This is a genomic window from Roseateles albus, assembly GCF_028595345.1.
GTDB lineage: Bacteria > Pseudomonadota > Gammaproteobacteria > Burkholderiales > Burkholderiaceae_C > Paucibacter_A > Paucibacter_A albus.
In genome coordinates, this window is the sequence record NZ_JAQQXT010000004.1 from 385,802 (window position 1) to 404,703 (window position 18,902).

Below are 18,902 nucleotides of genomic sequence, written 5' to 3' on the forward strand. Positions count from 1 at the left end.
CCAGTTTTTTAGTTGTTTGGTGCTGCAATCTTGTCCCGCACAATCTGCGCTGCTGCCAACTCGCCAGGGCATGCCTTCCTCAGCGCGACCAGCTCCGGGTCAGGCAGCTCCCCGCCTGCCGCGTAATGGGCCAGCATGCGCTCCGCGTCGCCCGGGAACAGCAGCGCGCGGCGTGGTAAATGTGCGGGGAGTGGGCGGGGTTTGGCCGCTGCTGGCGGGGGCGCTGCGGCGCGTACCAATTCGTCCAGGTTGGCGGCGATGTACTCGGCGGCTCCGCGCGCGCTGGGCACCGCGTGGATGTCCATCCCGTGCAGAGTGCGGCCGCGTGTTCGGCCTTCGTCGGTGACGCGCATCGCGCCAATCACGTACCGCTCTCCGTGGTAATGGTTGTAAGCGCCAGTGCTGATATAGAGATTAATGCCTTGCGCCGTTAGCGCTGCGTTGACGGTGTCAGTGGTGCAGCGCTTCGGGGGTGTAAAGATTAAAGTCATTTTGTTGCTCCAGTTTTTAGTTGTTGGTGTTGAATTGTTTTCAAAGGGGGCCCGCAAAGCGCGGGGTGTTGTAATCAATTAGGCGCGCGCCACCCACTCCCCTTCTTTAATGTCCCAGTACTCGAAAAACTCACTTTCAAACCAATCCGGCACACCCTCCCCGCGCGCCCCTGCAATCAAGTCTTCTAGCGAGCAGTGCGTGTAATCATCCCCATCGCCCCACTGCGCCCACTGGTTGCCGGCCACCACCCGCACGCGAACCCCAATTTCGCCTTGCCCTGCATTTCCCCTCGCGCAGTAATCCGGGCCTTTTTCTTCCAAAAACTCAGCAGTCTCTGCCGCAGTCTCGTGGCCCTCCCACGTCGTCATTTTGTCGAAAAACTCAACAAATAATTTCTCGGCGGTGTTGTTCTTGCGGGCCCGCTTACTGCCCTTCAGCTGCTCATAAAGCGCCACGTATTCAGCGGCGGTGTACTTGAATTTAATGCTATTGTTCATGGTAAAGCTCCAGTTTATTAAATGATTAAAGGGTTCGAGGGGGCGGGCAATCTTGCACCCTACTTAACGTATAGGCAATAGTTTTATACGTTGTCGGGATTTCGGCTACTATTTTCATATTTAGAGTAAGTAGCACTCTTAAACTAAGTGCTCATCTCTAAGGTGGACAAAGAGGGCCAGCAATTGCGGGGGTGTTGGCCTGTGAATTGCCCGCAAACTTTGGGCGGTTCTGTGAGTTAAAAACTTTTTGCAACTAAGGGCCTGACGGTTCGAGGTTGGAGAATGAGGGGCGGGCACCCTTCGTTAGACTCTTGAGACCCGTTTTCGTGTCAATGTATATTAGATGTATCACCCTAATATATCAAACGAGGCCCAGCATGGCGGGGTCTAAGCCCAGCAGCCGCGCCCTCCGGGCGCAATCTGGCAACAGTTTTTCTAGCAGTTCGAGAACGCTCAACGAATCACGGGCGGCCGTGGCGTGCGCCAGCCGCTCAGTGAGGCGCTCAGACTCAGCCACGACCGTCGCTTTCTTGCGCTCAAGAATCAGTGCTCGCTCAACGTGCGGGGAGTCTTTGGCGTTGCGAACTGTTCGCATCATCTGATAGTGAGCGTTGTGATGTGCCCGCAATGCAGCGATGAAAGCCTTCAGCGTCTCGTATCGATTGAAAGAGTAGTCCAGCGCCCAGTAGTCGCGGCCGAACGTGCCAGGTTCCGGAATTGGTGGCAGGTTTTGAGCGCAAAGGGCGGTGTTGAGCAGCTCGGGGGCTTCGAGTTCGGAGAGTTCGGAGATTGAGCGCAAAGCCAATTTGCGGGCAGTTTTGCGGAGACCGCTGACGTTGTTGCGGGCCGTGGGCGTGTAGGGCAGCGGGGGTGGTAGCAGGTCGATGAGGTCGGGGGCGGCTTGGAGAAAGCGGACAAATGGCGGGGCTTGGAGGGGGGCGGGCTTGGTCTGGTTCGCGGGGTATGAGTTGGAAACAGCGGCAGCCGAAGGGGTGGGTGCGAGGCCGTATTTGTGGGCAAGAAGTGCGGCGGACTTGATGGCTTTTTTGGACATTTCGGGCTTTCAGGAATTGGCTACTGGGCGAAGTGTTTTTGGCTACAAACTGGTACGTTCGGTAAAGTGCCCCGGTTTATATGCGCCTCTTTTTGTGGCAGGCGTGGTGATTTTTTCCCCGCTTCTTCTTTGCCCAATGTGCCGCCGTGTGCCAGATGTGCCAGTTCGTGTGCCAGTTCGTGCCGATTCGCTCAACTGGCACGCGGGCTGCTCTTTTTGCAGCAAAGCGTGGTGATTTCTTCCGCTTCTTCCCCGCCCAATGTGGCGCTGTGTGCCAGATGTGCCAGTTCGTGCCGGTTCGTTGAACTGGCACGCAGGCTGCGCTTTTTGAAGCAAAGCGTGGTGACTTCTCCCCCGCTTCTCCCGCCTGAGAAGTAGCCAAAAACAAGACAACGTATAAAACGCCTCGCTATAGGAAAGGTCACCAACTACTTTATGTGCCTTTCAAATGAGCTATCTACTTACTCAGCAACTCTCTCCGCCCAATACCCGGTCTCCGGGACTGCCACGTGCAGCAGTTCATGAGTTCGAAACGTCGGGTCTCGGCCTCGCACCCTACCGCTGCCTTGGTGTCGAAGCGGGCGAAGGGGAGTGCGCACATTGCGGAAAGAAGCTTAAATGGCTGTTCGCAATCGAATCCGCAAATCGAGTTTTGAGCATCGTGGGTTCCACGTGCGTCGAGAAGTCGCACCTTTATCTCTACCTGCTTGATGGGTACGCGACTGCGCTCAACGCAAAAAAAGAGCTCATGAAGGCGAGCAAGAAGGCGTCGCTTGCGAAGACACGGACTGCAAAAAACGCTCAGTTAGCCGCGTCCAGTGCGCACATCGGTGAAGCTGGACAAACGGTGTCGTTAAGGGTGCGCTTCTATGCTTTTATCCCTACTGCGTACAGCACCCTTTGCAAGGGAGAGACCGAGGACGGTTGCGTGGTTTCGTGGTTTGCCGGGGGCAAGGGTGACACTTTTGACTACAGCACGCTCTCGCTACTGAAGGCCCACAATGACTTCGTAGAGCTTTACGGCACAGTTGCAAAACACTCAGAGTTCGATGGAATAAAAGAAACGAACCTGAAAGGCGTTGCGTTGCCTCGTGAGTTTTGGCCGAACAGTTGAGCCATTCATTCATTACTCCGCGCCGCGGTCCTCTGCAACTTCAGCGGCTAGGACGCGGGCCTCTACTTTGTAAGCGTGGAGGCGATAGGCGCCCGTTTCGGCGTCCGCTGTAGCAGCGACAAAGGCATCAACGAGCATCGTGCCGGGGCGGGTCGTAGGCACGATTTGCTCCGTCTTGTCCGAATTCTTCAGTGCCTCAGCGGCGCGTTTGATTTGGACGGCACGGCCGGGCGCTAGCCATTCGGCTACGTGCACAAAAGCTGCCACGAGCTCGTCGAGCGAAGAAAAGTGCGCTTTGTAATTGAAGCTGGCGGGCAGGGGGTGTTGGGGAAAGTTCATTTGAAGAGTCCAAAAGTTGTTGTTGACTCTTCGTATAGCGAGGCGGTTTTTTCGTTGCCTTGTTTTTGGCTACACCCCTGTCAAGACGGAAAATGGCACCTCTAACTTTCGCAACAGGTACGTGAGTTAGGACGCAAAGAACTTGAATCAGGGAGGGGGCCGTGCGTAGCGTAGCTGAACAATCCCAGATGCCAACTGGTTCGGCTAGGGCATCTTGCAACTGCATGCGCGAGCCTGTCAGCTCTGTCATCCATTCCCATCGTGCAATCGTTAAGCTGGGCGAGAATGTAAAAAATACTAGGGAGTTTGAATGACTAATCGCAAGGGTTTGCGCGTAGCACTGCTGGCCGTTACATTAATTTTTGTTGGGTCAGCTGGAGCACAAACAGCTAAGTGGGAGCCAGACTTCCGATTCCCTGGTACGTTTTTTCCGTCGTTTGCCATTTCAGCTTCAGGCAGAGACGCCAAAGGGCCAGTTGACTCACCACAGGCCTATGGTTTTCTCGGCTCTGGGTCTCTTGGGGTGAAGGTTAGCGATGCCCCGGCTGGCGCCAAGCTCAAAGTCCAAGTCGAAATTCCGGAAATCGGCGTGAGTGGAGAGATTGAAACCACCGGCGACGGAAGGCCAAAGCTTGTTATCCCGCGCCTTGCATGGAGTCAGTCGAGGCTTGCTGCGATATCACAACCCCTGTCTTCTGAGGCCGTCTTTCGTGTCTTCGTGGATGGAGTTGCATTGGGCGAGGAGCGCCGCGCCGTGCGCATTCGCGCCATCAACGATTCTCCGTTGAGAGCCTGTCGACAACCTAACCAGTGCAGCGACTATTCCCCCTTCGTGGCAGCTTTCGTCAATGAAAACAACCCGGGTATCGACGGGATACTGCGTGCAGCATTGGACATCCCTGCGATGCCCGTGAAGCAGTGGATTGGAACCCAGGGGACAGAAGACCAAGTGCTAAGGCAGGTTTGGGCTATCTGGTATCTTTTCCAACGGAATAAGGTCACCTATTCGAGCATCACCACTGTCTCCGATGCGCGGCAAGACTTGTTTTCCCAGACGATTCGGCCGATGTCACAGGCTCTTCGGACTCAGCAGGCGAATTGCATCGACGGTACGGCATTGTTTTCGTCTATCTTGAGAAAGATTGGCATTGAGCCAGCTATCGTGCTGATTCCAGGTCATGCGTTCCTTGGATTCTTCACTGACCCGCAACAACAGAAGCTAGTGTTTCTTGAAACAACGATGCTGAATGACGCACATAACCCGTTCAACCAACAGGGGCCTTCAAAGACGGGAACTGCCCTCGCAAAAATGTTGGGGACTGACGTTCACATGCAGAAGAGTTGGCAGTCGTTTATAGAGGCACTTACTGAAGGTCAGCGTAAGTACAGTGCAGCGGCTCAGAGCTTTGGAAAGCAGCCCGGTTTCATGATTGTTCCCGTGTCGAAGGCCCGTGAATCTGGCATTCTTCCCTTGCCTCTCTAGAAGACGTAACGGTCATCGACGTCAGTGCTATTCCTACGGAAGGTCTAGTCAGCTTGACGGATTCTATTTCGGCAGTTGATTAAGCAACGAGGGCGCGCAACTGAGCAGAAAACTCTTTGCCCTGCCAAATCAACAGCCTATGAGAGCAGCAAAGCATGAGCATCCTCGCAAAGCTGGATTGCTAACTTAAGCACCTTTCTGAAACTGCTGCCAAACCATCTTTGCCAACATCCTCTGCATGACGCCAAAGACTCGGCTGTCCTTGAGTAACTGGTCAGCAATGCTGTTCTGAGCATCCTTGGCGTCAATGACGACGTCCATGAACGCATCCTTGAAGTCACCCATCGAGAATTGCTCTTCGGAGTTGTTCACTGCCTGCTCTGCCAGCGCTTCATTGGCCATGAGGTGGCCCTTCCATGCCGTCACTGCGCCGATGAAGTCAGCTTCGGTGATTTCACCGGCGAAGAGGTCGTTCATTTTCGAAACGATTTCGCGGAGCTCTTTGTGCTCATCCTCAGGGCGTGCACCACTGCCGGCCTCGCTGACACCAGGCAGCTTGATGATTTCAGCCTTCTCAAGGTCAAGCTTCTGCTCACCAAGGCGCTGCAGGCGGTAATGGGTCAGCTTCACATCTGAGTCCAGCGAAAGGGCTTCGCCTCGCGCGGCCTCTGCCAGCCTTGGCATCAGATTCTTGCCAAACACGAAGAGCTTCTCCAACTCAGTGTCGTTGTACGGGACGATTTGCGACAGGAATTCATACAGTCGCAGGAACGAGCCTAGGTCCTTGCGGAAGAGGTCTTGCTTCTCCTCTTCAAGAGCTACGAAACGGTCAAATGCAGGCTTGAGCTGGGCATGAAGGGCGCCCTGGTTTTTGACCTTTGGACTGAAGAACGCCTCTGAGAAGGCCTCAACCTCGGTCCAGAAATAGACGTTTGCTTTGTTGAGCTTGTTCAGCAGTTCATGAACTATGTTCGGGTCGGTGACGTCCTCAATCTGGGCCGTACGGTAGTAGGGCTGGAAGCTTTTGAGAATCTCTTCGGGCTTGTTCACAAAATCCAGCACGAAGGTGTCGCTTTTGCCAAAGCACATACGGTTGAGGCGTGACAAGGTCTGGACGGCGAGTACGCCAGAGAGCCTTTTGTCGACATACATTGTGTGCAACAGCGGCTGGTCAAACCCGACCTGGTACTTGTTGGCAACCAGCAAGATGCGGTACTCATCCAGCTTGAACGCCTCAGAGGGCTCTTGCCCTTTGATTGCAGGGTTAAGCGAGCTTTCATTGAACTCGCCTTCACCGGAATCCGGGTCGATGACTGAGCCGGAGAACGCCACCAGGGTGTGCAGGTCAAGATACTTTTGTTCGCGGATATAGCGGTCGATGGCCAGCTTGTAGCGGACAGCTGCCTTGCGACTGTCTGTGACCAACAAGGCCTTCGCTTTGCCGCCAATTTTGCCTGCCACGTGCTCGCGGAAATGCTCCACGATGACCACAACTTTTTGCGAAATGTTGTGAGGGTGCAGCTTGGCGAAACGAGTCAGGGCCTTGCGTGCCTTTTGCTGTGGCACGACCTTGCTGTCGTGAATGGAGCCAAGGTTGTAAAAGGTCGAGTAGCTCGTGTAGTGCTTGAGCACATCAAGAATGAACTCCTCCTCGATGGCTTGGCGCATCGAATACACATGGAAAGGGATGGGCTTGCCGTCTTCATCCTTGCGACCAAAGAGTTCCAAGGTCTTGGCCTTGGGTGTCGCTGTAAAGGCGAAATAGCTCACATTGGGCGGTCGCTGGCGACCTTCGACCACGCCGTTGATGATGTCTTCCGTGGTGATGTCATCGGGGTCGATTTCGACATCGGCGTCAACTTCCACTTCCACCTGTTCGCCTTCCAGGTCGACAACAAGCGTCTTTTTCGGGGAGCCCTTGGTCAGCGCGCGCTTGAGTTTGGTGGCAGCAGACCCGGACTGGCTTGAGTGGGCCTCGTCCACGATGAGCGCGAAAGAACGCGTGCCAAGGTCATTGACCGTATCAAGGATGAAGCCGAACTTCTGCAAGGTGGTGACGATGACCGGCACCCCGTCGTTGAGCGCCTTGGCCAGCTGGGCACTGTTGTCGCTGATGGTTTGTACGACACCCTTCTTGTGCTCAAACTGGCTGATGGTGTCCTGCAGCTGTTTGTCCAGAACCCGGCGGTCGGTGACAACAATGACGGTGTCGAAGACCTTTTTGTCAGCGTCGTCGTGCAGGTTGGCAAGCCGGTGGGCGGTCCACGCAATGGAGTTTGACTTGCCGGAGCCTGCCGAGTGCTGAACCAAGTAGGTGTTGCCGGGTCCTTCCTCGGCGGCGCACCTGACCAGTTCCTTGACCGCAACCAGTTGGTGGAACCGGGGGAAGATGAGCGACTCTTTGCGGATGACCTTGCCTTTTTCCTCGACCTCTTTGACTTCAAGGTGCATGAAGTCACCGAGGATTTCAAGCAGCGTGTCCCGCTGCCATACAAAGTCCCACATGTAATACGTGGGGTAGCCCTTGCCTTTGGGCGCAGGAGGGTTGCCGGCACCTGCGCTGAACACATCGACGCCGTCCGGCTTGCCCACATTGAAGGGCAGGAAATGCGTAGCTTCGCCTGCGAGCTTTGTGGTCATGAAGACCAGGTCGGTGGAAACAGCGAAGTGCACCAGCGCGCGTGACTTGAATTGAAGCAGAGGCTCCAGTTCCTTGGACTTAGGGTCCTTTGGGTGCCGGTCGTTCTTGTACTGGTTGATGGCGTCCTTGGCGCTCTGCGTGAGGTCGGTCTTTAGCTCGGACGTTGCTACCGGGAGACCGTTGACGAAGAAGGTTAGGTCAATGCTCTTCTCGTTGTGCAGGCTGTAATGCAGCTGACGGATGACGGTCAGGCGGTTCTTCTTGTAGGTTTCGAAGAGCTTGGCATTCTTGCGGTGTGCCGGTTTGAACTGGCATAGCGAGAATTTGGAGTCAACGTCCTTGAAGCCATGGCGCAGGACGTGCAGCGTGCCATGGGTGTCCAGTTGCTTGGCAACCCGTTTGACGAACATGTCATCGGATTTGCCGTTGTGCCAGCGTTTGAACTTGGCCCATTCGGCCGGCTGGGTGTCTTTGACGTAGCTAAGCAGGTCGTCCGGGTAGATGGCCAACTCGCGCGAGTAGGACGTGGCGTCCTTCAGGTGCGTTCGTATGTCCCAGCCGTCGGCTTGCAATTGCGAGCAAAGCTCGTCTTCGAAGACTTTCTCGGTGTGAATGCCAGCAGTCGCCATGTCAGTTGCCCACCTTTCGGTAGGTGAGATTCATCGCTTTTGCTGTCGTCGGATTGACGAGCTCGAAGCGAACAGCGGTGCCTTTCATCAATCCGTCTTTGTAGGTCACAAGGACCGACTTGCCTTCGGTCTTGTAGCTGACCTTTTCAATCAAGCCCATGGACTCGGTTTCACCGTCTCTGAAGGAGATTTTCAAAGGCATGGCGCCGGCTGCTTGCCAGGTTCCGGCCAAGGGCCCAGGAGAAGAATCGCCGCACGCGGCTAGCAGAAGGCTCAATATCAGAGCCGAGAAGATTCGAAACATTGACACTCCCTGGAATTCTTTTGATTGGTGAACGGGTCTAGCTCAACTCGTCGGGTTCGGCAGTGACCCGTTTGAGTTCGTGCAGCGTTTTGCCTGCAGCATTCTTCCATTCATTCCATCCGTTAGCGGTACGGCCCAACAAAGCGACGGCGGCTCTGCTTGGTGACCTGAAAATGTGGTCTTTGGTCAGAGTCACTTTGTCACCGTCTACGACAAAATGACCAGCCTCAATGAACCTTTCACGGAACCGCTCATCTGCTGTACCTTTGATGGACTGGACGCTTTCCCTGCGGCCGGTCGAATCTGCAAGCAGTACGAAGCCTTCTTCCGTGTAATACCCACGGCCGTCGCAACCTGACCCTTTCAGGAACAGCATCTCGAGGCCTTCGCTGGCGGGTTCGATTGGCTTCACGGGTTCAAACAGGGGGAAGCCAAGTGTTGCCAGCAAGGTCTTCGCCGTGTCGTAGATTTCGTAGCAGTCTGCTTCCAAAGGGGCTGGAGTGAAGGGGCGGCTCGCGTTGTTGCCGTTCGTGGTGATGTATCGCCCGGCCTTCTTGGCCTCCTGAAGGCTCCACCATTCAAGGAACAGCGTATGGGTCTGGGTGAAGCTCTGGGTGCGGGAAATCACGACCAACGCCCGCTCCCAGAAGTCCTTTTCCTGGTTGTGACTCCGGAAGCGCATCGGGAGGTCGCTGGTCTGGCCAACATAGACCTTTGGGTCTTCAGCATCATTGCCCTGACCCACCAGGAAATAGACCGCAACCTGCTTGCTCTCAGGCATCTTGAGAAACTCACCGAGCAAGCTGCGGGGCACTTCAAGGACCTGAACAATGCGAGTGGTCAGCTCAGCGACTCGAACGCCGCGCGGGTCGCCGCCGGGTAGATAGATTTGGATGGTCTGGGGGCGTTGGCTCATGGCTCGAATCCGTAAAGCATGCGATGGGCTTTTAGATAAGGAATATGCTGCGGTTGTACGAACCTAAGCTTTGCATTGGTCGGAATGCCCAAGACTGCAAAGGCTTCAGCATCAACACATTCTTTTGTCAGCATGTGGCCGTTGTCAGCAAATGCGATTAGCCCTGCATCGAACAGTTTGTCCACGTGAGCTGCCAGAAGCAGACCATTGAATTCATCAAGGCGCTCGCGGTTATCGCATTGAGACCAAGGCTTGGCATGTGACGCAATCAGGACCTGTGCAATTGAACATCCGGTTAGCGAGCATCTTCCTCTCCATACTTCCAAGAGCTTGCTGCGATAGGCCCCTTGTCCTATTCGCGCATCAACAAGTGCCTGCCTGACAGTAGCGGTTACGTCTGCGCACTGAGGGTCATCCGCGACCTCAATTGCTGCCGCATTCGCGAGGTAGCACCCGTATGCAGGACGAGGAACCCAACCGACTAGGTAGAGTGCTTCAACGAGAGGCGCCCGCAAAACCCAAACCCAATGCCCAAGCTCATCACGTTCTGGCTTGCCAAGTTTGGCGATTGCTTGGGTCTGCTGGTTCAGTCCATGAATATCGAAGTGGTCTGAAAACTTGCGACCAAGTGCACCGTATTGCATGTTCGCGGACTGGAACTTTGCATACCCACCGAGTTCAGCAAGCGACAGCATTGACAAAGCGTGAAGCGTAGCCTTGGCGTGGCCAATAAGCATGGCCTTCTGGGCTGTTGTAATCTTTGGCCCGATGGCTCGTAGGGCCTCTGCAAAGTCTTCAGCTGTCTTGCTGTCAATGGCCGCGTAGGGGTCTTCATCTGTTCCAGCAAGCGCAGTTAAAACTACGCGTTCAAACTCGCCGGAAATTGTGCAAGGCACATAGGGTCGAATGTAGTTTTCGCTGATTGGCAATCCATCGCTAGTTTTGCGCAATGCGGTGATTGGGATGGCTTCACCGAGTTTCACGAGCGATGAAAAATGAACGTGTGTACTGCCGCCCTCGACCAGTTCGATGGTTTCAATCATCGCAACCCATTCCACCCCGGCTGTAGTGGCCGCGTCACCAATGAGCAAGGGGAAGGGCTCGCTCAGTTCTAGGCTGGCCAAATGTCGGTGAGCTGATGCCCAGGGCCTGCCCTCGGTAAAGACTCCTTCGCCGCCGCTTTCAATGGCAGCCTCGAGCAGTGGGCGATTGACAATTGTGTACACGCACTGGGTCATGAGCGCGCCTCGAAAGAACCAACGTCAAGCTGACCCGTGACGGCAGCTGAAATCAAAGATGAGCGGTATTCGCGGAGGCGGTCGATGTGTTCCTCGATATGGCTAACCAGCGAATCACACTGCGCGCGAATAGCCTTTGCTTGCCTCGATAGCTCCAGTTGCTCATCAATCGGAGGAAGGGCAACAATGAGCTCGCGAAGAACGTCCTGAGAGATGTTCTGCATAGATGAACTGGCGCCCCCTGCGCCTAGTTCAATTTGAAATCGGCTCGGCCCAGACCGTATCAGCAGCACCGCGAACTCAGGGGTGAGCCAGTCTGTTTTCAAATCCAGCCGATAGAGCTTGTCACAAAGGAATAGATTTGGGTAGTCGCCATCCACCAACGCCGCAGAACCCACAAGCGCAAGAGTATTTGCGCGCGAAACCAAAACATCTCCGCGGCGAATTTGGCAGCTCATGTCAGGTTCCAGAGGCGGCGGCAGAGCTTTGTTCTCTTCAGCATTGAAAGTGGTTCCATTAACACAGCCGACTTTCAGCACTCCCCATTCGTTTGCCTCAGCTGGGCGACTTTCGCATTGCGGGCTCCAGCCTTGATTCATTCCGACGAGGGCTCTTTTCAGGGCTACAACTCGCCAATGTTCGGGGGCGAACGCCACAAATGGCCGTCCAGTGCTCACCAAAGCTGCGCCCTTTGAACCATTCAGCAATAGCCCCGAAATTTGTGCCTGCACATGCTCCTGCATGGCTGCCAGGAGTCGCTCCTTCTCTGCAATCAAAGCTTCAATGCGCGCCGTCTTGTCATCAAGGAAGTTGGAGATGCGTTCTTGGTCAGGCAATGGGGGGAAAGCCATCAGGACGCTGCCCAATAGAGTCGCGTTGATGTTAGCTAAGCCGCTTGTGCTATTCGAAAGGTAAGTGAACTGCTCCCGGCAAAGGGTATTGTTCATCCAGTAGTGAACAAATCTTGGTGACGTTCGAGAGTCAACCCGAAGCCTTTGCATGAAGTTTGAATAGCAAGCCCCCAAGTCGGCAACTTCCTTGGAGACAAGGCTAGTTTTCCCAATATGCAATTCGCTACCGCTGGACTTTGTGACGACAAGGTCTCCGGCTTCAAGCTTTGAGTTGGCCTCCTCTGCGGCTGACAGTGCACGAAGGGCAGGCTCCACTATGTTCCAAGTTCCGTCGGCGCGCTGTTCGGTCGAGCGCAATACAACGGTATCGGATACGCCATCAGGGTCCGCTCCCCATACACCCCCGTCATTCCGAGTGAGTCGAGTTTTCAGCGGGGCCTCATGCCAATCGGAGGGGAGTTGCTGCAGCCATACGCTCACGCCACTACCCCCTTCATCAGCTCCACAAACCGCTTCTCCATTTCACGGATTTCTTCCGCAATGATTTCAGGTTTGCGCGGCGCCTTGTAGACATAGAAATATCGGTTGAAGTTGATTTCATACCCGACCTTGCCAACCTTGCCGTCCTTCTCGTCGGTTATGTCTCCATTCACCCAGGCGTCCGGTACGTGGGGTAGAACCTCGCGGCGAATGTAGGTGCCGAGGTCCTCCAGCAATGGGACTTGCTCGGTGTCGCGCAGTTCCGGGTCGTATGGCGTCTGGCCCTTCTTGAACTTGACCTTCACAACCTTGCCTGGCGCAATGGGTCGGTCAACGGTGACCTTGCGGTAACCAAAAAACTTGTTTTCAAAAATCTTGGAAACAATGCGGGGCGCTTCCGGCTCTGTGGGGACCGCCACCTTGGGGTCAATGAACTCGCTCTCGAACGTTGCGTCCTTCAGATTGCCTGAGTAAACCTTGACGATTTCCGCAATCTGCTCTTCGGTGATGCGCACGCGCTTGTTGCCCATAGACTTCTGCATCTTTGCGTACATGCGGGTCGCATCGATGAGCTGAACTTTGCCCTTGCGGTCAGCACGCTTGTGGTTGCTCAGCAGCCAAACGTAGGTTGCGATGCCGGTGTTGTAGAACAGGTCGTTTGGCAACGCGACGATGGCTTCAAGCAGGTCGTTCTCCAGCACGTAACGCCGGATGTCTGATTCGCCCGAAGTCGTGTCACCCGTGAACAAGGGCGAGCCATTGAGCACAATGCCGATGCGACCGCCACCCTCGGAAGCAGGGCGCATCTTTGATATCAAGTGGAGCAGGAAGAGCATGGAGCCGTCGTTGATACGTGGCAGCTCTGGACCAAATCGGCCAGCGTAGCCCTTGCTCAAGTGCTCGTTCTTGACTTGGTCTTGAACCTTTTTCCAATCAACCCCAAAAGGTGGATTGGAAGCCTGGTAGTCAAACTTGTCTTGGGGGAACCCATCTGCTGACAAGGTGTTGCCACGGACGATGTTCTTCGGGTCCTGTCCCTTAATGAGCATGTCCGCCTTGCAAATCGCATAGGACTCATCGTTGAGCTCTTGCCCGAACAGTCTCACGATGGCGGTCTTGTTGATACTGCGTGCGACGGCTTCGCCGACGGACAAAATGCCACCGGTGCCCGCGGTGGGGTCGTACATCGTGCGAACAACGCCTGGCTTGGACAGTGCTTCGTCGTCGCCTGCAAACAGGCAATGCACGATGAGCTGAATGACTTCCCTCGGCGTGAAGTGCTCACCGGCGGTCTCATTGGATGCTTCAGCAAACTTCCTGATGAGCTCTTCGAAGGCCAGGCCCATGGTCTCGTTTGGCACGGTATCCGGGTGCAAATCGACTTTGGCGAACTCCTGGACCACTTGGAATAGGAGGTCCTTTTCGTCCAGCTCAGCGACTCGCTCAACGAACTTGAAGCGCTCGAAGACGTCCCGGGCATCGTCAGAGAAGTCCCCGATGTATTCAACGAGGTTGTGCTTGATGTTCTTGGGGTCTGCAAGCAACCCATGCAAGGTGAACGCGCTGGTGTTGTAGAAGGCTCGGCCGCTCTTGCGCTTCAAGAACGGCTCAAGGTTGACGCCCTCGGGCTTGCGCTTGGCAAACTCGGCCAACACGGCGTCCTTGGTGGGTTCGAGGACGCATTCCAGGCGACGCAAAAGCGTGAAGGGGAGGACTACCTTGCCGTAGTCGGCTTGCTTGTAGTCGCCGCGGAGTAGTTCTGCGACGGACCAAATGAGATTTGCGAGTTCAGAGAAATTTTGTGCCATGGTTGCAATGTACAGGTGCTCGCGAAGCGACCTTGTTGCCGGGACCTCTATCCCTCTAAAGGGGGGAGGACGGTCTGCTGCCAAAAATCGGCATTTGAGTGTGTACGATGCCGCACCTTGTATTGCGTGACGCGATACATGTCAATAAGCCATAAATCCGGTGAAAAGCTCTACCAGTGAGAGGGCTCATTGCCGGCAGATGAGCCAAATCACGGTTCGTCCATTCCTCAGCCTTGGACATGGAAACTTCAAGGACGTTGTATGGGCCGAAGTTTTTGCGACAGTTCCGAACGAATTGCTTTCCTTTTGACTACACAGCTTCGTCCGCCCACTTTAGTGAGGGCGCATGCCGTTGCCTTTCGGACTTCTTGAAAAGAGAACTATGAACGACGAGAAAAGAGTTTCAGTCAGTTTTCGTGTGACTCCTCATTTTAAGCGGCTGCTTGAGGCTGCCGCAAAGCTAGAAAACCGGTCTCAGACGAATATGCTGGAAACACTCGTATTTGCCTACGGAAAAAACATTGGTCTTGAAGACGCTACTAAAAATATGCAGGTGCAGGGAGAAAAAATAAATGATTGATGTTTCGGCTGTCCCATCTCATTTGCTAGTCACCGGTGGACTTTTAGCCCTGCTAGTGCTCAGCTTCATCGTACTGTTCCTTCTGCCAGGTATTCGCCACTGGTTTCGCCTCAGGGCGGTTTTGAGCAGCGTGCTGGCCTTAGAGGGGAAAAGCCCGCCAGCTGAATTGAAAAAGGTCTTTGTAAATGACTTGCGACTGGCCCATCTTTGGAGCGAGTACCAAGACACTCTTCATGTCCAGCGTGAGGAACATGAAGGACAAATGCTTGTCACAGCAGTTCGTTCAACAGTTCCAGCGGAAGCATTTTTCAACAACCAGTTTGTTGTTGATAGCCGGCTAAGGACTGAGTTTTTTAAGCATTTGCCAGGGATTTTCACGGGCCTCGGCATCATTGGGACGTTCACTGGCCTGATTTCGGGCCTAGCGAACTTCAAGGTCAGCGATAACGCCGCCACTGTGCGCGAGAGCCTAGAGTCGCTGATGCACTCGGTTGGCGAGGCCTTCCTCATTTCCGCTGCAGCAATTACCGCGGCTATGGCCGTCACATTCTTCGAGAAGTTTCTGCTGGCTGCGTTGTATCGGAAGTCAGAAGAAATTGCACATGCAATTGATGCACGGTTTGATGGTGGAGCAGGGGAGGAGTACCTGTCGCGGTTGGTCACAGCGTCAGAAGCTTCGGCTAGTCAGACAAAGATTTTGAAAGATGCATTGGTCAAAGAGCTTGGGGACATCCTGCGCGAATTGACGGCGTCGCAACTCGCTACGGGCGAGAGGATGAACCTTCAACTGGCCCAACGCATCGAGGACTCTTCAAATAAGCAAGTGTCTGCAGCCCGTGAAGACAACCAAGCTCTTGGCGATGCCATTGCTGAAAGCATCGAAAGGAGTTTGAAGGGGCCATTGGAGGACATCGCCTCAACAGTTAAGTCCGCATCCGGAGACCAGAGTTCTTCCGCCATTCAGATGCTGAATGATGTCATGGTGAGCTTCAGTCAAAGGTTGAATGACCTGTTTGGGGGGCAAATTAATGGCATCAATGAACTGAACAAACAGACGGCGCAAGGCATGCAAGATGCTGTGGCTTCATTGAGCGCACTTGTTGGAAAGCTTGAAGACAGTGGTTCACGCGCGACGAGCGAGATGGCCAGCCAAATGGCTGCTTCCATCAAGGCAATGGAAGAGCGGCAAGGCAGCATGAACGAACAGAGCCAGGCTTTTGTTGAGCAAATTCGCAAGTTGGTCGAAAGCTCTCAGGCGGAGACGCAGCAGAAGCTCCAGGCCACGTTGGAAACCATCGGGCAGCAAATGACAACCATCTTGACGACATTGGGTGAGACCCAAGCCCGAGCCTTTGAAAGCAATCGGGCGCGAGAGGAGTCTATGGCGGACCGCGCTCAGGGAATGGTCTCAGGTATGACTGGAAGTGTTGAGTCTGCTGTTAAAGAGATGACGGCAGCTTCTCAGTCCATGGCACAAAGCGTGTCTGTGTTGGCTACGGCCACCACGACTTCGGTTGATAAGCTGAGTGCTGGGGCAGAACGGCTGAACAGCGCCGCTACCAACTTCGCTGCTGCCGGCGATAAGGTTTCTGGCGTGATGGGGCAGGCTGCAACTGTGAGCGCAAAGTTGAATGAGGTTTCAGGCGCGCTTACTGTCAGCGCCGGTGCAGTGCAAGAGGCACTCAGTGATTACCGTAGCCAGCGCGAGGCGGTTTCACAGCTCTTGGCAGGTGTTCGAGCGACTGTGGAGCTGGCGCGCAAGGAAGCCAGCTTGACAGGGGATGTTCTTCAAAGGATAGAGGCTTCAACAGCGAAACTTGGCACAGCCCAAAAGGCAGCCGACGACTATCTCGATGGCGTCAGCACCGTTCTTGCCAGTTCGAGTGAGGCATTCCGTGAGTCTGTTGTGTCTACTTTGTCCAAGGTTAATCATGACTTCCACACGAAGCTCAGCGGTGCCGTGGGGCTTCTATCAACGGCCGTTCAAGAGCTTGAAGTAACACTGGGCAGCCTCGCCCCAAGGCGGTAAGCCATGTTCGCCGCAAGACAAGTTTCTAACCGCGGTGGTCGTGACGAAGCGGAAAAACCGTTTTGGATTTCCTTTGCTGACCTCATGACTGCTTTGATGGTTATGTTCTTAATCGTCATGGGCGTTGCTCTTTTGGCTGTGACGAAGGATGGAAAGAAGCACGAGGATGAAATTACCAAAATTCTTGAGCGCTTTGAAGAGGCAGCGAAGCGTCACAAAGGCATCACTGTGGACAAGGATAGGCAGGTCATAAATTTTGGTGAGCGAGCCCAGTTCGCCTTCGGAGATTGGCGTTTGAATGCTGACCAAGAAGAGGTGATTCGCAAATTCGTTCCTGAAATCGTCGCGCTTGCAAACGAGGAGCTTGGCAAAAGCATATTGAAGCGAATCGTTGTCGAAGGCTATACCGACAAGAAGGGCACTTATCTCTCGAACTTGAACCTCAGTTTGCAGCGGAGCCAGCGGGTTGTGTGTTCATTGTTTGCCACCACAGGTCCTAGCCTGTTGAGCAAGGCTCAGAAAGAGGACGCTCGTAGCCTGTTCTTTGTCGGTGGTTACTCTTTCAACGCAGCCAAGGATACGGCCGAGGAAAGTCGGCGTGTTGAGATGCGTCTCGAATTCCTGGGCATCGGCGAGCGAAGGGCAAGCCCTCCAGTCTCGGATGGCAACTTTGGCGATTGCGCACTCCGATGAGCGCTCTGGACTTCCTTGCTGGTCTCCTGCGCACAAGCGTTAGCGCAGGCGATAGGCCGATGCCAGCAGACTCAAGCCTTGACGCTGTAATCACTCAGCTCCAACGCCATGCACGCGGGGGGTCACAGACCCCGGTCTCGGAGGACCTCCAAGTTCAGGCCGTTCGTCGATTCTGGGAGTCGCAGCGATTCGACAATCTGAAGGACGCTCGACTGGTGTCGTTTGGTCTGTGCATTCCGAGTGGCGCTTCAAGCCCTTGCATCATGGAGGACCGGCTTCGCTTCCAGGCTGTGCTTGACCGACAAACCGGGGTGGACCAGTGGGTCGATGAGCCGCGGTGGTATCGGCGTTGCTATCAAGGTTTGGTTCGGAGCTATTTCACGTATGACCCAAACGTTGAACGTCATTCAACCGTCGGAAGAAAGAACTGGGGAGACCTTCGTGACTACCTGCATGACCGTACCCGAAATATCGTCGACAAGACGCTGAATCCTGATTGGGTCACGACGGCAGTCGGAAACCGTCAGCTTTTCGGTGAAGACCCTTGTGCGCCATACGCTGCAGAGGTTTTGAAAGGTAATACTGAAGTCATCGACCAACTTTGTGAACAATTGGGTGTCATCAAAGCGTCCTGGTTCCTGCGGGAGTTGGTTTTGGCTCAGGTCCGTCAGGCCACTTTGCTTAGCCAAGAGAAGTTTAAAGACCTCATTCCTGCCCTCGTTACGCTCATTGAAAACAACACTGTGTTGCGGGACCGTGGCCTGATTCTGATGCTGGACAAGCATGCGTCCGTTGCTCAACCCGCGCTCAACGAACCGCTAAGAAACGCATCAGTGGAGTGGTGGGGAAATCCTTGGCTGCCTTCGAATGAGACTCGTTGGGGCGGTGTCATTCCTGCTGCCAGAGAGATGGTGTCGGTCTGGCTAAAGAGCGAGTTTATTGAGGCCTTCTTTACCAAGTTAGCAGAAGACGGATTAGGGGACCGGCGGCGCGCTAATTTTTGGCTTCGTTACGTCAAGTCAATGGGTACCGTTCAGTTCGCACTAGGTGCACAGGCTTTGTACTCAGGCGACCGCGACTTCAAGGCGCTTCGCACAAAAATGAAGGGTCTGTACACCGAGCTTAAGACCACTGATAGCTCTAACAACGCTTTTGCTATGACCATTGGCGACCTTGTTGCTGTGGAGTTCGGAGGCATGGGCAATGCACTTTATGGCTATGACCAGAGCAAGGTGTTGCCGTTTGATATGGCCAATCCGGTCGTCACGACTGTAGACGCAAAGAACTCTTTGAAGCACAAATTGCGTATCTTGTGGATGTCGCACAAAGATGGCGTTGACGGATATGCGCGCTGGGAGGATAGGTTCGAGGCGGAACTGAAAGAAAAATTTGGCATCAAACCGAACGTAGAACCCCGCCGAGTAACTCGGAGCCAAGCTGCCTCTGCGGCAAAAGATGCGACAGCGCCAAGTACCTCACAAATTATTCGGCCAACAGTTCCTCCTTCGAGAGTCATGCAGCCTTCAGTACCAAAGGCAGGTCCAGCGCCCATTTCTAAGGGTGGAAAGAAGGCTTTCAGCATGGAGGCGCTTGACGAATTTGCACGCGCAAGAAGTCTAAAAATTGAAGATTTCAGCAAAGAAGATAAAGGCGGCAACCTTTGGGTCAGAACCGATGACGGCGACCTATCGGTGAACCGAATTTTGCTCGACTGGCAATTCAGATACAGGGCACCTAAAGGCTGGTGGCGGTAA

16 protein-coding genes are annotated in these 18,902 nt (G+C 54.5%); 6 read left to right on the forward strand and 10 right to left on the reverse strand.

Going from position 1 to position 18,902, the window contains the following annotated elements; genetic code table 11:
- Window positions 1-8: 8 nt before the first annotated feature.
- From PRZ03_RS09245 to PRZ03_RS09255, 3 genes are all read right to left on the reverse strand, one after another.
- Entirely contained in the window at window positions 9-491 is a 483-nt protein-coding gene (locus tag PRZ03_RS09245; protein ID WP_273600036.1) for a hypothetical protein, read from the reverse strand.
- A gap of 78 nt (window positions 492-569) precedes the next feature.
- Entirely contained in the window at window positions 570-989 is a 420-nt protein-coding gene (locus PRZ03_RS09250; protein WP_273600037.1) for a hypothetical protein, read from the reverse strand.
- Window positions 990-1,350: 361 nt separating this feature from the next.
- Window positions 1,351-2,043: a hypothetical protein gene (locus PRZ03_RS09255; protein WP_273600038.1), complete on the reverse strand. Its 693-nt coding sequence runs from the start codon at window positions 2,041-2,043 to the stop codon at window positions 1,351-1,353.
- Window positions 2,044-2,491: 448 nt separating this feature from the next.
- Here PRZ03_RS09255 and PRZ03_RS09260 point away from each other — a divergent pair, with 448 nt between their 5' ends.
- A complete protein-coding gene (locus tag PRZ03_RS09260) occupies window positions 2,492-3,157 on the forward strand; it encodes a hypothetical protein (protein ID WP_273600039.1) in 666 nt (221 codons plus the stop codon).
- 12 nt (window positions 3,158-3,169) lie between these two features.
- On the opposite strand, the gene PRZ03_RS09265 is transcribed toward PRZ03_RS09260, so the two are convergent.
- Window positions 3,170-3,496, reverse strand: coding sequence for a hypothetical protein (locus PRZ03_RS09265; protein ID WP_273600040.1), 327 nt, complete (start codon window positions 3,494-3,496; stop codon window positions 3,170-3,172).
- A 310-nt stretch (window positions 3,497-3,806) separates the two neighbouring features.
- On the opposite strand from PRZ03_RS09265, the gene PRZ03_RS09270 reads away from it, so the two are divergent.
- On the forward strand, window positions 3,807-4,979 hold the full coding sequence (locus PRZ03_RS09270; protein WP_273600041.1) for a hypothetical protein: 1,173 nt from the start codon (window positions 3,807-3,809) through the stop codon (window positions 4,977-4,979).
- A gap of 186 nt (window positions 4,980-5,165) precedes the next feature.
- Here the strand turns inward: PRZ03_RS09270 and PRZ03_RS09275 are convergent, their stop codons facing one another.
- The 6 genes from PRZ03_RS09275 to PRZ03_RS09300 all read right to left on the reverse strand — a co-directional run bounded on the left by PRZ03_RS09275 (window position 5,166) and on the right by PRZ03_RS09300 (window position 13,846).
- Window positions 5,166-8,249 carry a type I restriction endonuclease subunit R gene (locus PRZ03_RS09275; protein WP_273600042.1) on the reverse strand — a complete coding sequence of 1,028 codons (3,084 nt, stop codon included), beginning with the start codon at window positions 8,247-8,249 and terminating at the stop codon, window positions 5,166-5,168.
- A 1-nt stretch (window position 8,250) separates the two neighbouring features.
- Window positions 8,251-8,553, reverse strand: coding sequence for a hypothetical protein (locus PRZ03_RS09280; RefSeq protein WP_273600043.1), 303 nt, complete (start codon window positions 8,551-8,553; stop codon window positions 8,251-8,253).
- Window positions 8,554-8,590: 37 nt separating this feature from the next.
- Window positions 8,591-9,469 (reverse strand): GIY-YIG nuclease family protein, encoded by an 879-nt coding sequence (locus PRZ03_RS09285; protein ID WP_273600044.1) that lies wholly within the window; start codon window positions 9,467-9,469, stop codon window positions 8,591-8,593.
- Window positions 9,466-10,695: an HNH endonuclease gene (locus PRZ03_RS23960; RefSeq protein WP_273600045.1), complete on the reverse strand. Its 1,230-nt coding sequence runs from the start codon at window positions 10,693-10,695 to the stop codon at window positions 9,466-9,468. Before PRZ03_RS23960 ends, PRZ03_RS09285 begins: the two co-directional genes overlap by 4 nt.
- An 8-nt stretch (window positions 10,696-10,703) precedes the next feature.
- Window positions 10,704-11,654, reverse strand: coding sequence for a restriction endonuclease subunit S (locus PRZ03_RS09295; protein WP_273600046.1), 951 nt, complete (start codon window positions 11,652-11,654; stop codon window positions 10,704-10,706).
- Between the two features lie 380 nt (window positions 11,655-12,034).
- The gene (locus PRZ03_RS09300; protein WP_273600047.1) at window positions 12,035-13,846 is read right to left on the reverse strand and encodes a type I restriction-modification system subunit M; all 1,812 of its coding nucleotides are present in this window, start codon (window positions 13,844-13,846) and stop codon (window positions 12,035-12,037) included.
- Between the two features lie 382 nt (window positions 13,847-14,228).
- Here PRZ03_RS09300 and PRZ03_RS09305 point away from each other — a divergent pair, with 382 nt between their 5' ends.
- The 4 genes from PRZ03_RS09305 to PRZ03_RS09320 are packed head-to-tail and all read left to right on the forward strand — an operon-like array spanning window position 14,229 to window position 18,902.
- Complete coding sequence (locus PRZ03_RS09305; protein WP_273600048.1) at window positions 14,229-14,426, forward strand: hypothetical protein; 198 nt, start codon at window positions 14,229-14,231, stop codon at window positions 14,424-14,426.
- Window positions 14,419-16,455 carry an anti-phage ZorAB system protein ZorA gene (zorA, locus tag PRZ03_RS09310; protein WP_273600049.1) on the forward strand — a complete coding sequence of 679 codons (2,037 nt, stop codon included), beginning with the start codon at window positions 14,419-14,421 and terminating at the stop codon, window positions 16,453-16,455. The genes PRZ03_RS09305 and zorA overlap by 8 nt, the downstream gene beginning before the upstream one ends.
- 3 nt (window positions 16,456-16,458) lie before the next feature.
- A complete protein-coding gene (locus tag PRZ03_RS09315; protein WP_273600050.1) occupies window positions 16,459-17,148 on the forward strand; it encodes an OmpA/MotB family protein in 690 nt (229 codons plus the stop codon).
- Between the two features lie 59 nt (window positions 17,149-17,207).
- Window positions 17,208-18,902 carry an EH signature domain-containing protein gene (locus PRZ03_RS09320; protein ID WP_273600080.1) on the forward strand — a complete coding sequence of 565 codons (1,695 nt, stop codon included), beginning with the start codon at window positions 17,208-17,210 and terminating at the stop codon, window positions 18,900-18,902.

Excerpts from the sequence above, each read along its gene's own strand:
- PRZ03_RS09250 (WP_273600037.1), bottom strand. The coding sequence starts at position 989 with ATGAACAATAGCATTAAATTCAAGTACACCGCCGCTGAATACGTGGCG.
- PRZ03_RS09270 (WP_273600041.1), top strand. The coding sequence starts at position 3,807 with ATGACTAATCGCAAGGGTTTGCGCGTAGCACTGCTGGCCGTTACATTA.
- PRZ03_RS09295 (WP_273600046.1), bottom strand. The coding sequence starts at position 11,654 with ATGAACAATACCCTTTGCCGGGAGCAGTTCACTTACCTTTCGAATAGC.
- PRZ03_RS09300 (WP_273600047.1), bottom strand. The coding sequence starts at position 13,846 with ATGGCACAAAATTTCTCTGAACTCGCAAATCTCATTTGGTCCGTCGCA.
- PRZ03_RS09285 (WP_273600044.1), bottom strand. The coding sequence starts at position 9,469 with ATGAGCCAACGCCCCCAGACCATCCAAATCTATCTACCCGGCGGCGAC.
- zorA (WP_273600049.1), top strand. The coding sequence starts at position 14,419 with ATGATTGATGTTTCGGCTGTCCCATCTCATTTGCTAGTCACCGGTGGA.
- PRZ03_RS09275 (WP_273600042.1), bottom strand. The coding sequence starts at position 8,249 with ATGGCGACTGCTGGCATTCACACCGAGAAAGTCTTCGAAGACGAGCTT.
- PRZ03_RS09245 (WP_273600036.1), bottom strand. The coding sequence starts at position 491 with ATGACTTTAATCTTTACACCCCCGAAGCGCTGCACCACTGACACCGTC.
- PRZ03_RS09320 (WP_273600080.1), top strand. The coding sequence starts at position 17,208 with ATGCCAGCAGACTCAAGCCTTGACGCTGTAATCACTCAGCTCCAACGC.
- PRZ03_RS09305 (WP_273600048.1), top strand. The coding sequence starts at position 14,229 with ATGAACGACGAGAAAAGAGTTTCAGTCAGTTTTCGTGTGACTCCTCAT.
- PRZ03_RS09280 (WP_273600043.1), bottom strand. The coding sequence starts at position 8,553 with ATGTTTCGAATCTTCTCGGCTCTGATATTGAGCCTTCTGCTAGCCGCG.
- PRZ03_RS09315 (WP_273600050.1), top strand. The coding sequence starts at position 16,459 with ATGTTCGCCGCAAGACAAGTTTCTAACCGCGGTGGTCGTGACGAAGCG.
- PRZ03_RS09260 (WP_273600039.1), top strand. The coding sequence starts at position 2,492 with ATGAGCTATCTACTTACTCAGCAACTCTCTCCGCCCAATACCCGGTCT.
- PRZ03_RS09255 (WP_273600038.1), bottom strand. The coding sequence starts at position 2,043 with ATGTCCAAAAAAGCCATCAAGTCCGCCGCACTTCTTGCCCACAAATAC.
- PRZ03_RS09265 (WP_273600040.1), bottom strand. The coding sequence starts at position 3,496 with ATGAACTTTCCCCAACACCCCCTGCCCGCCAGCTTCAATTACAAAGCG.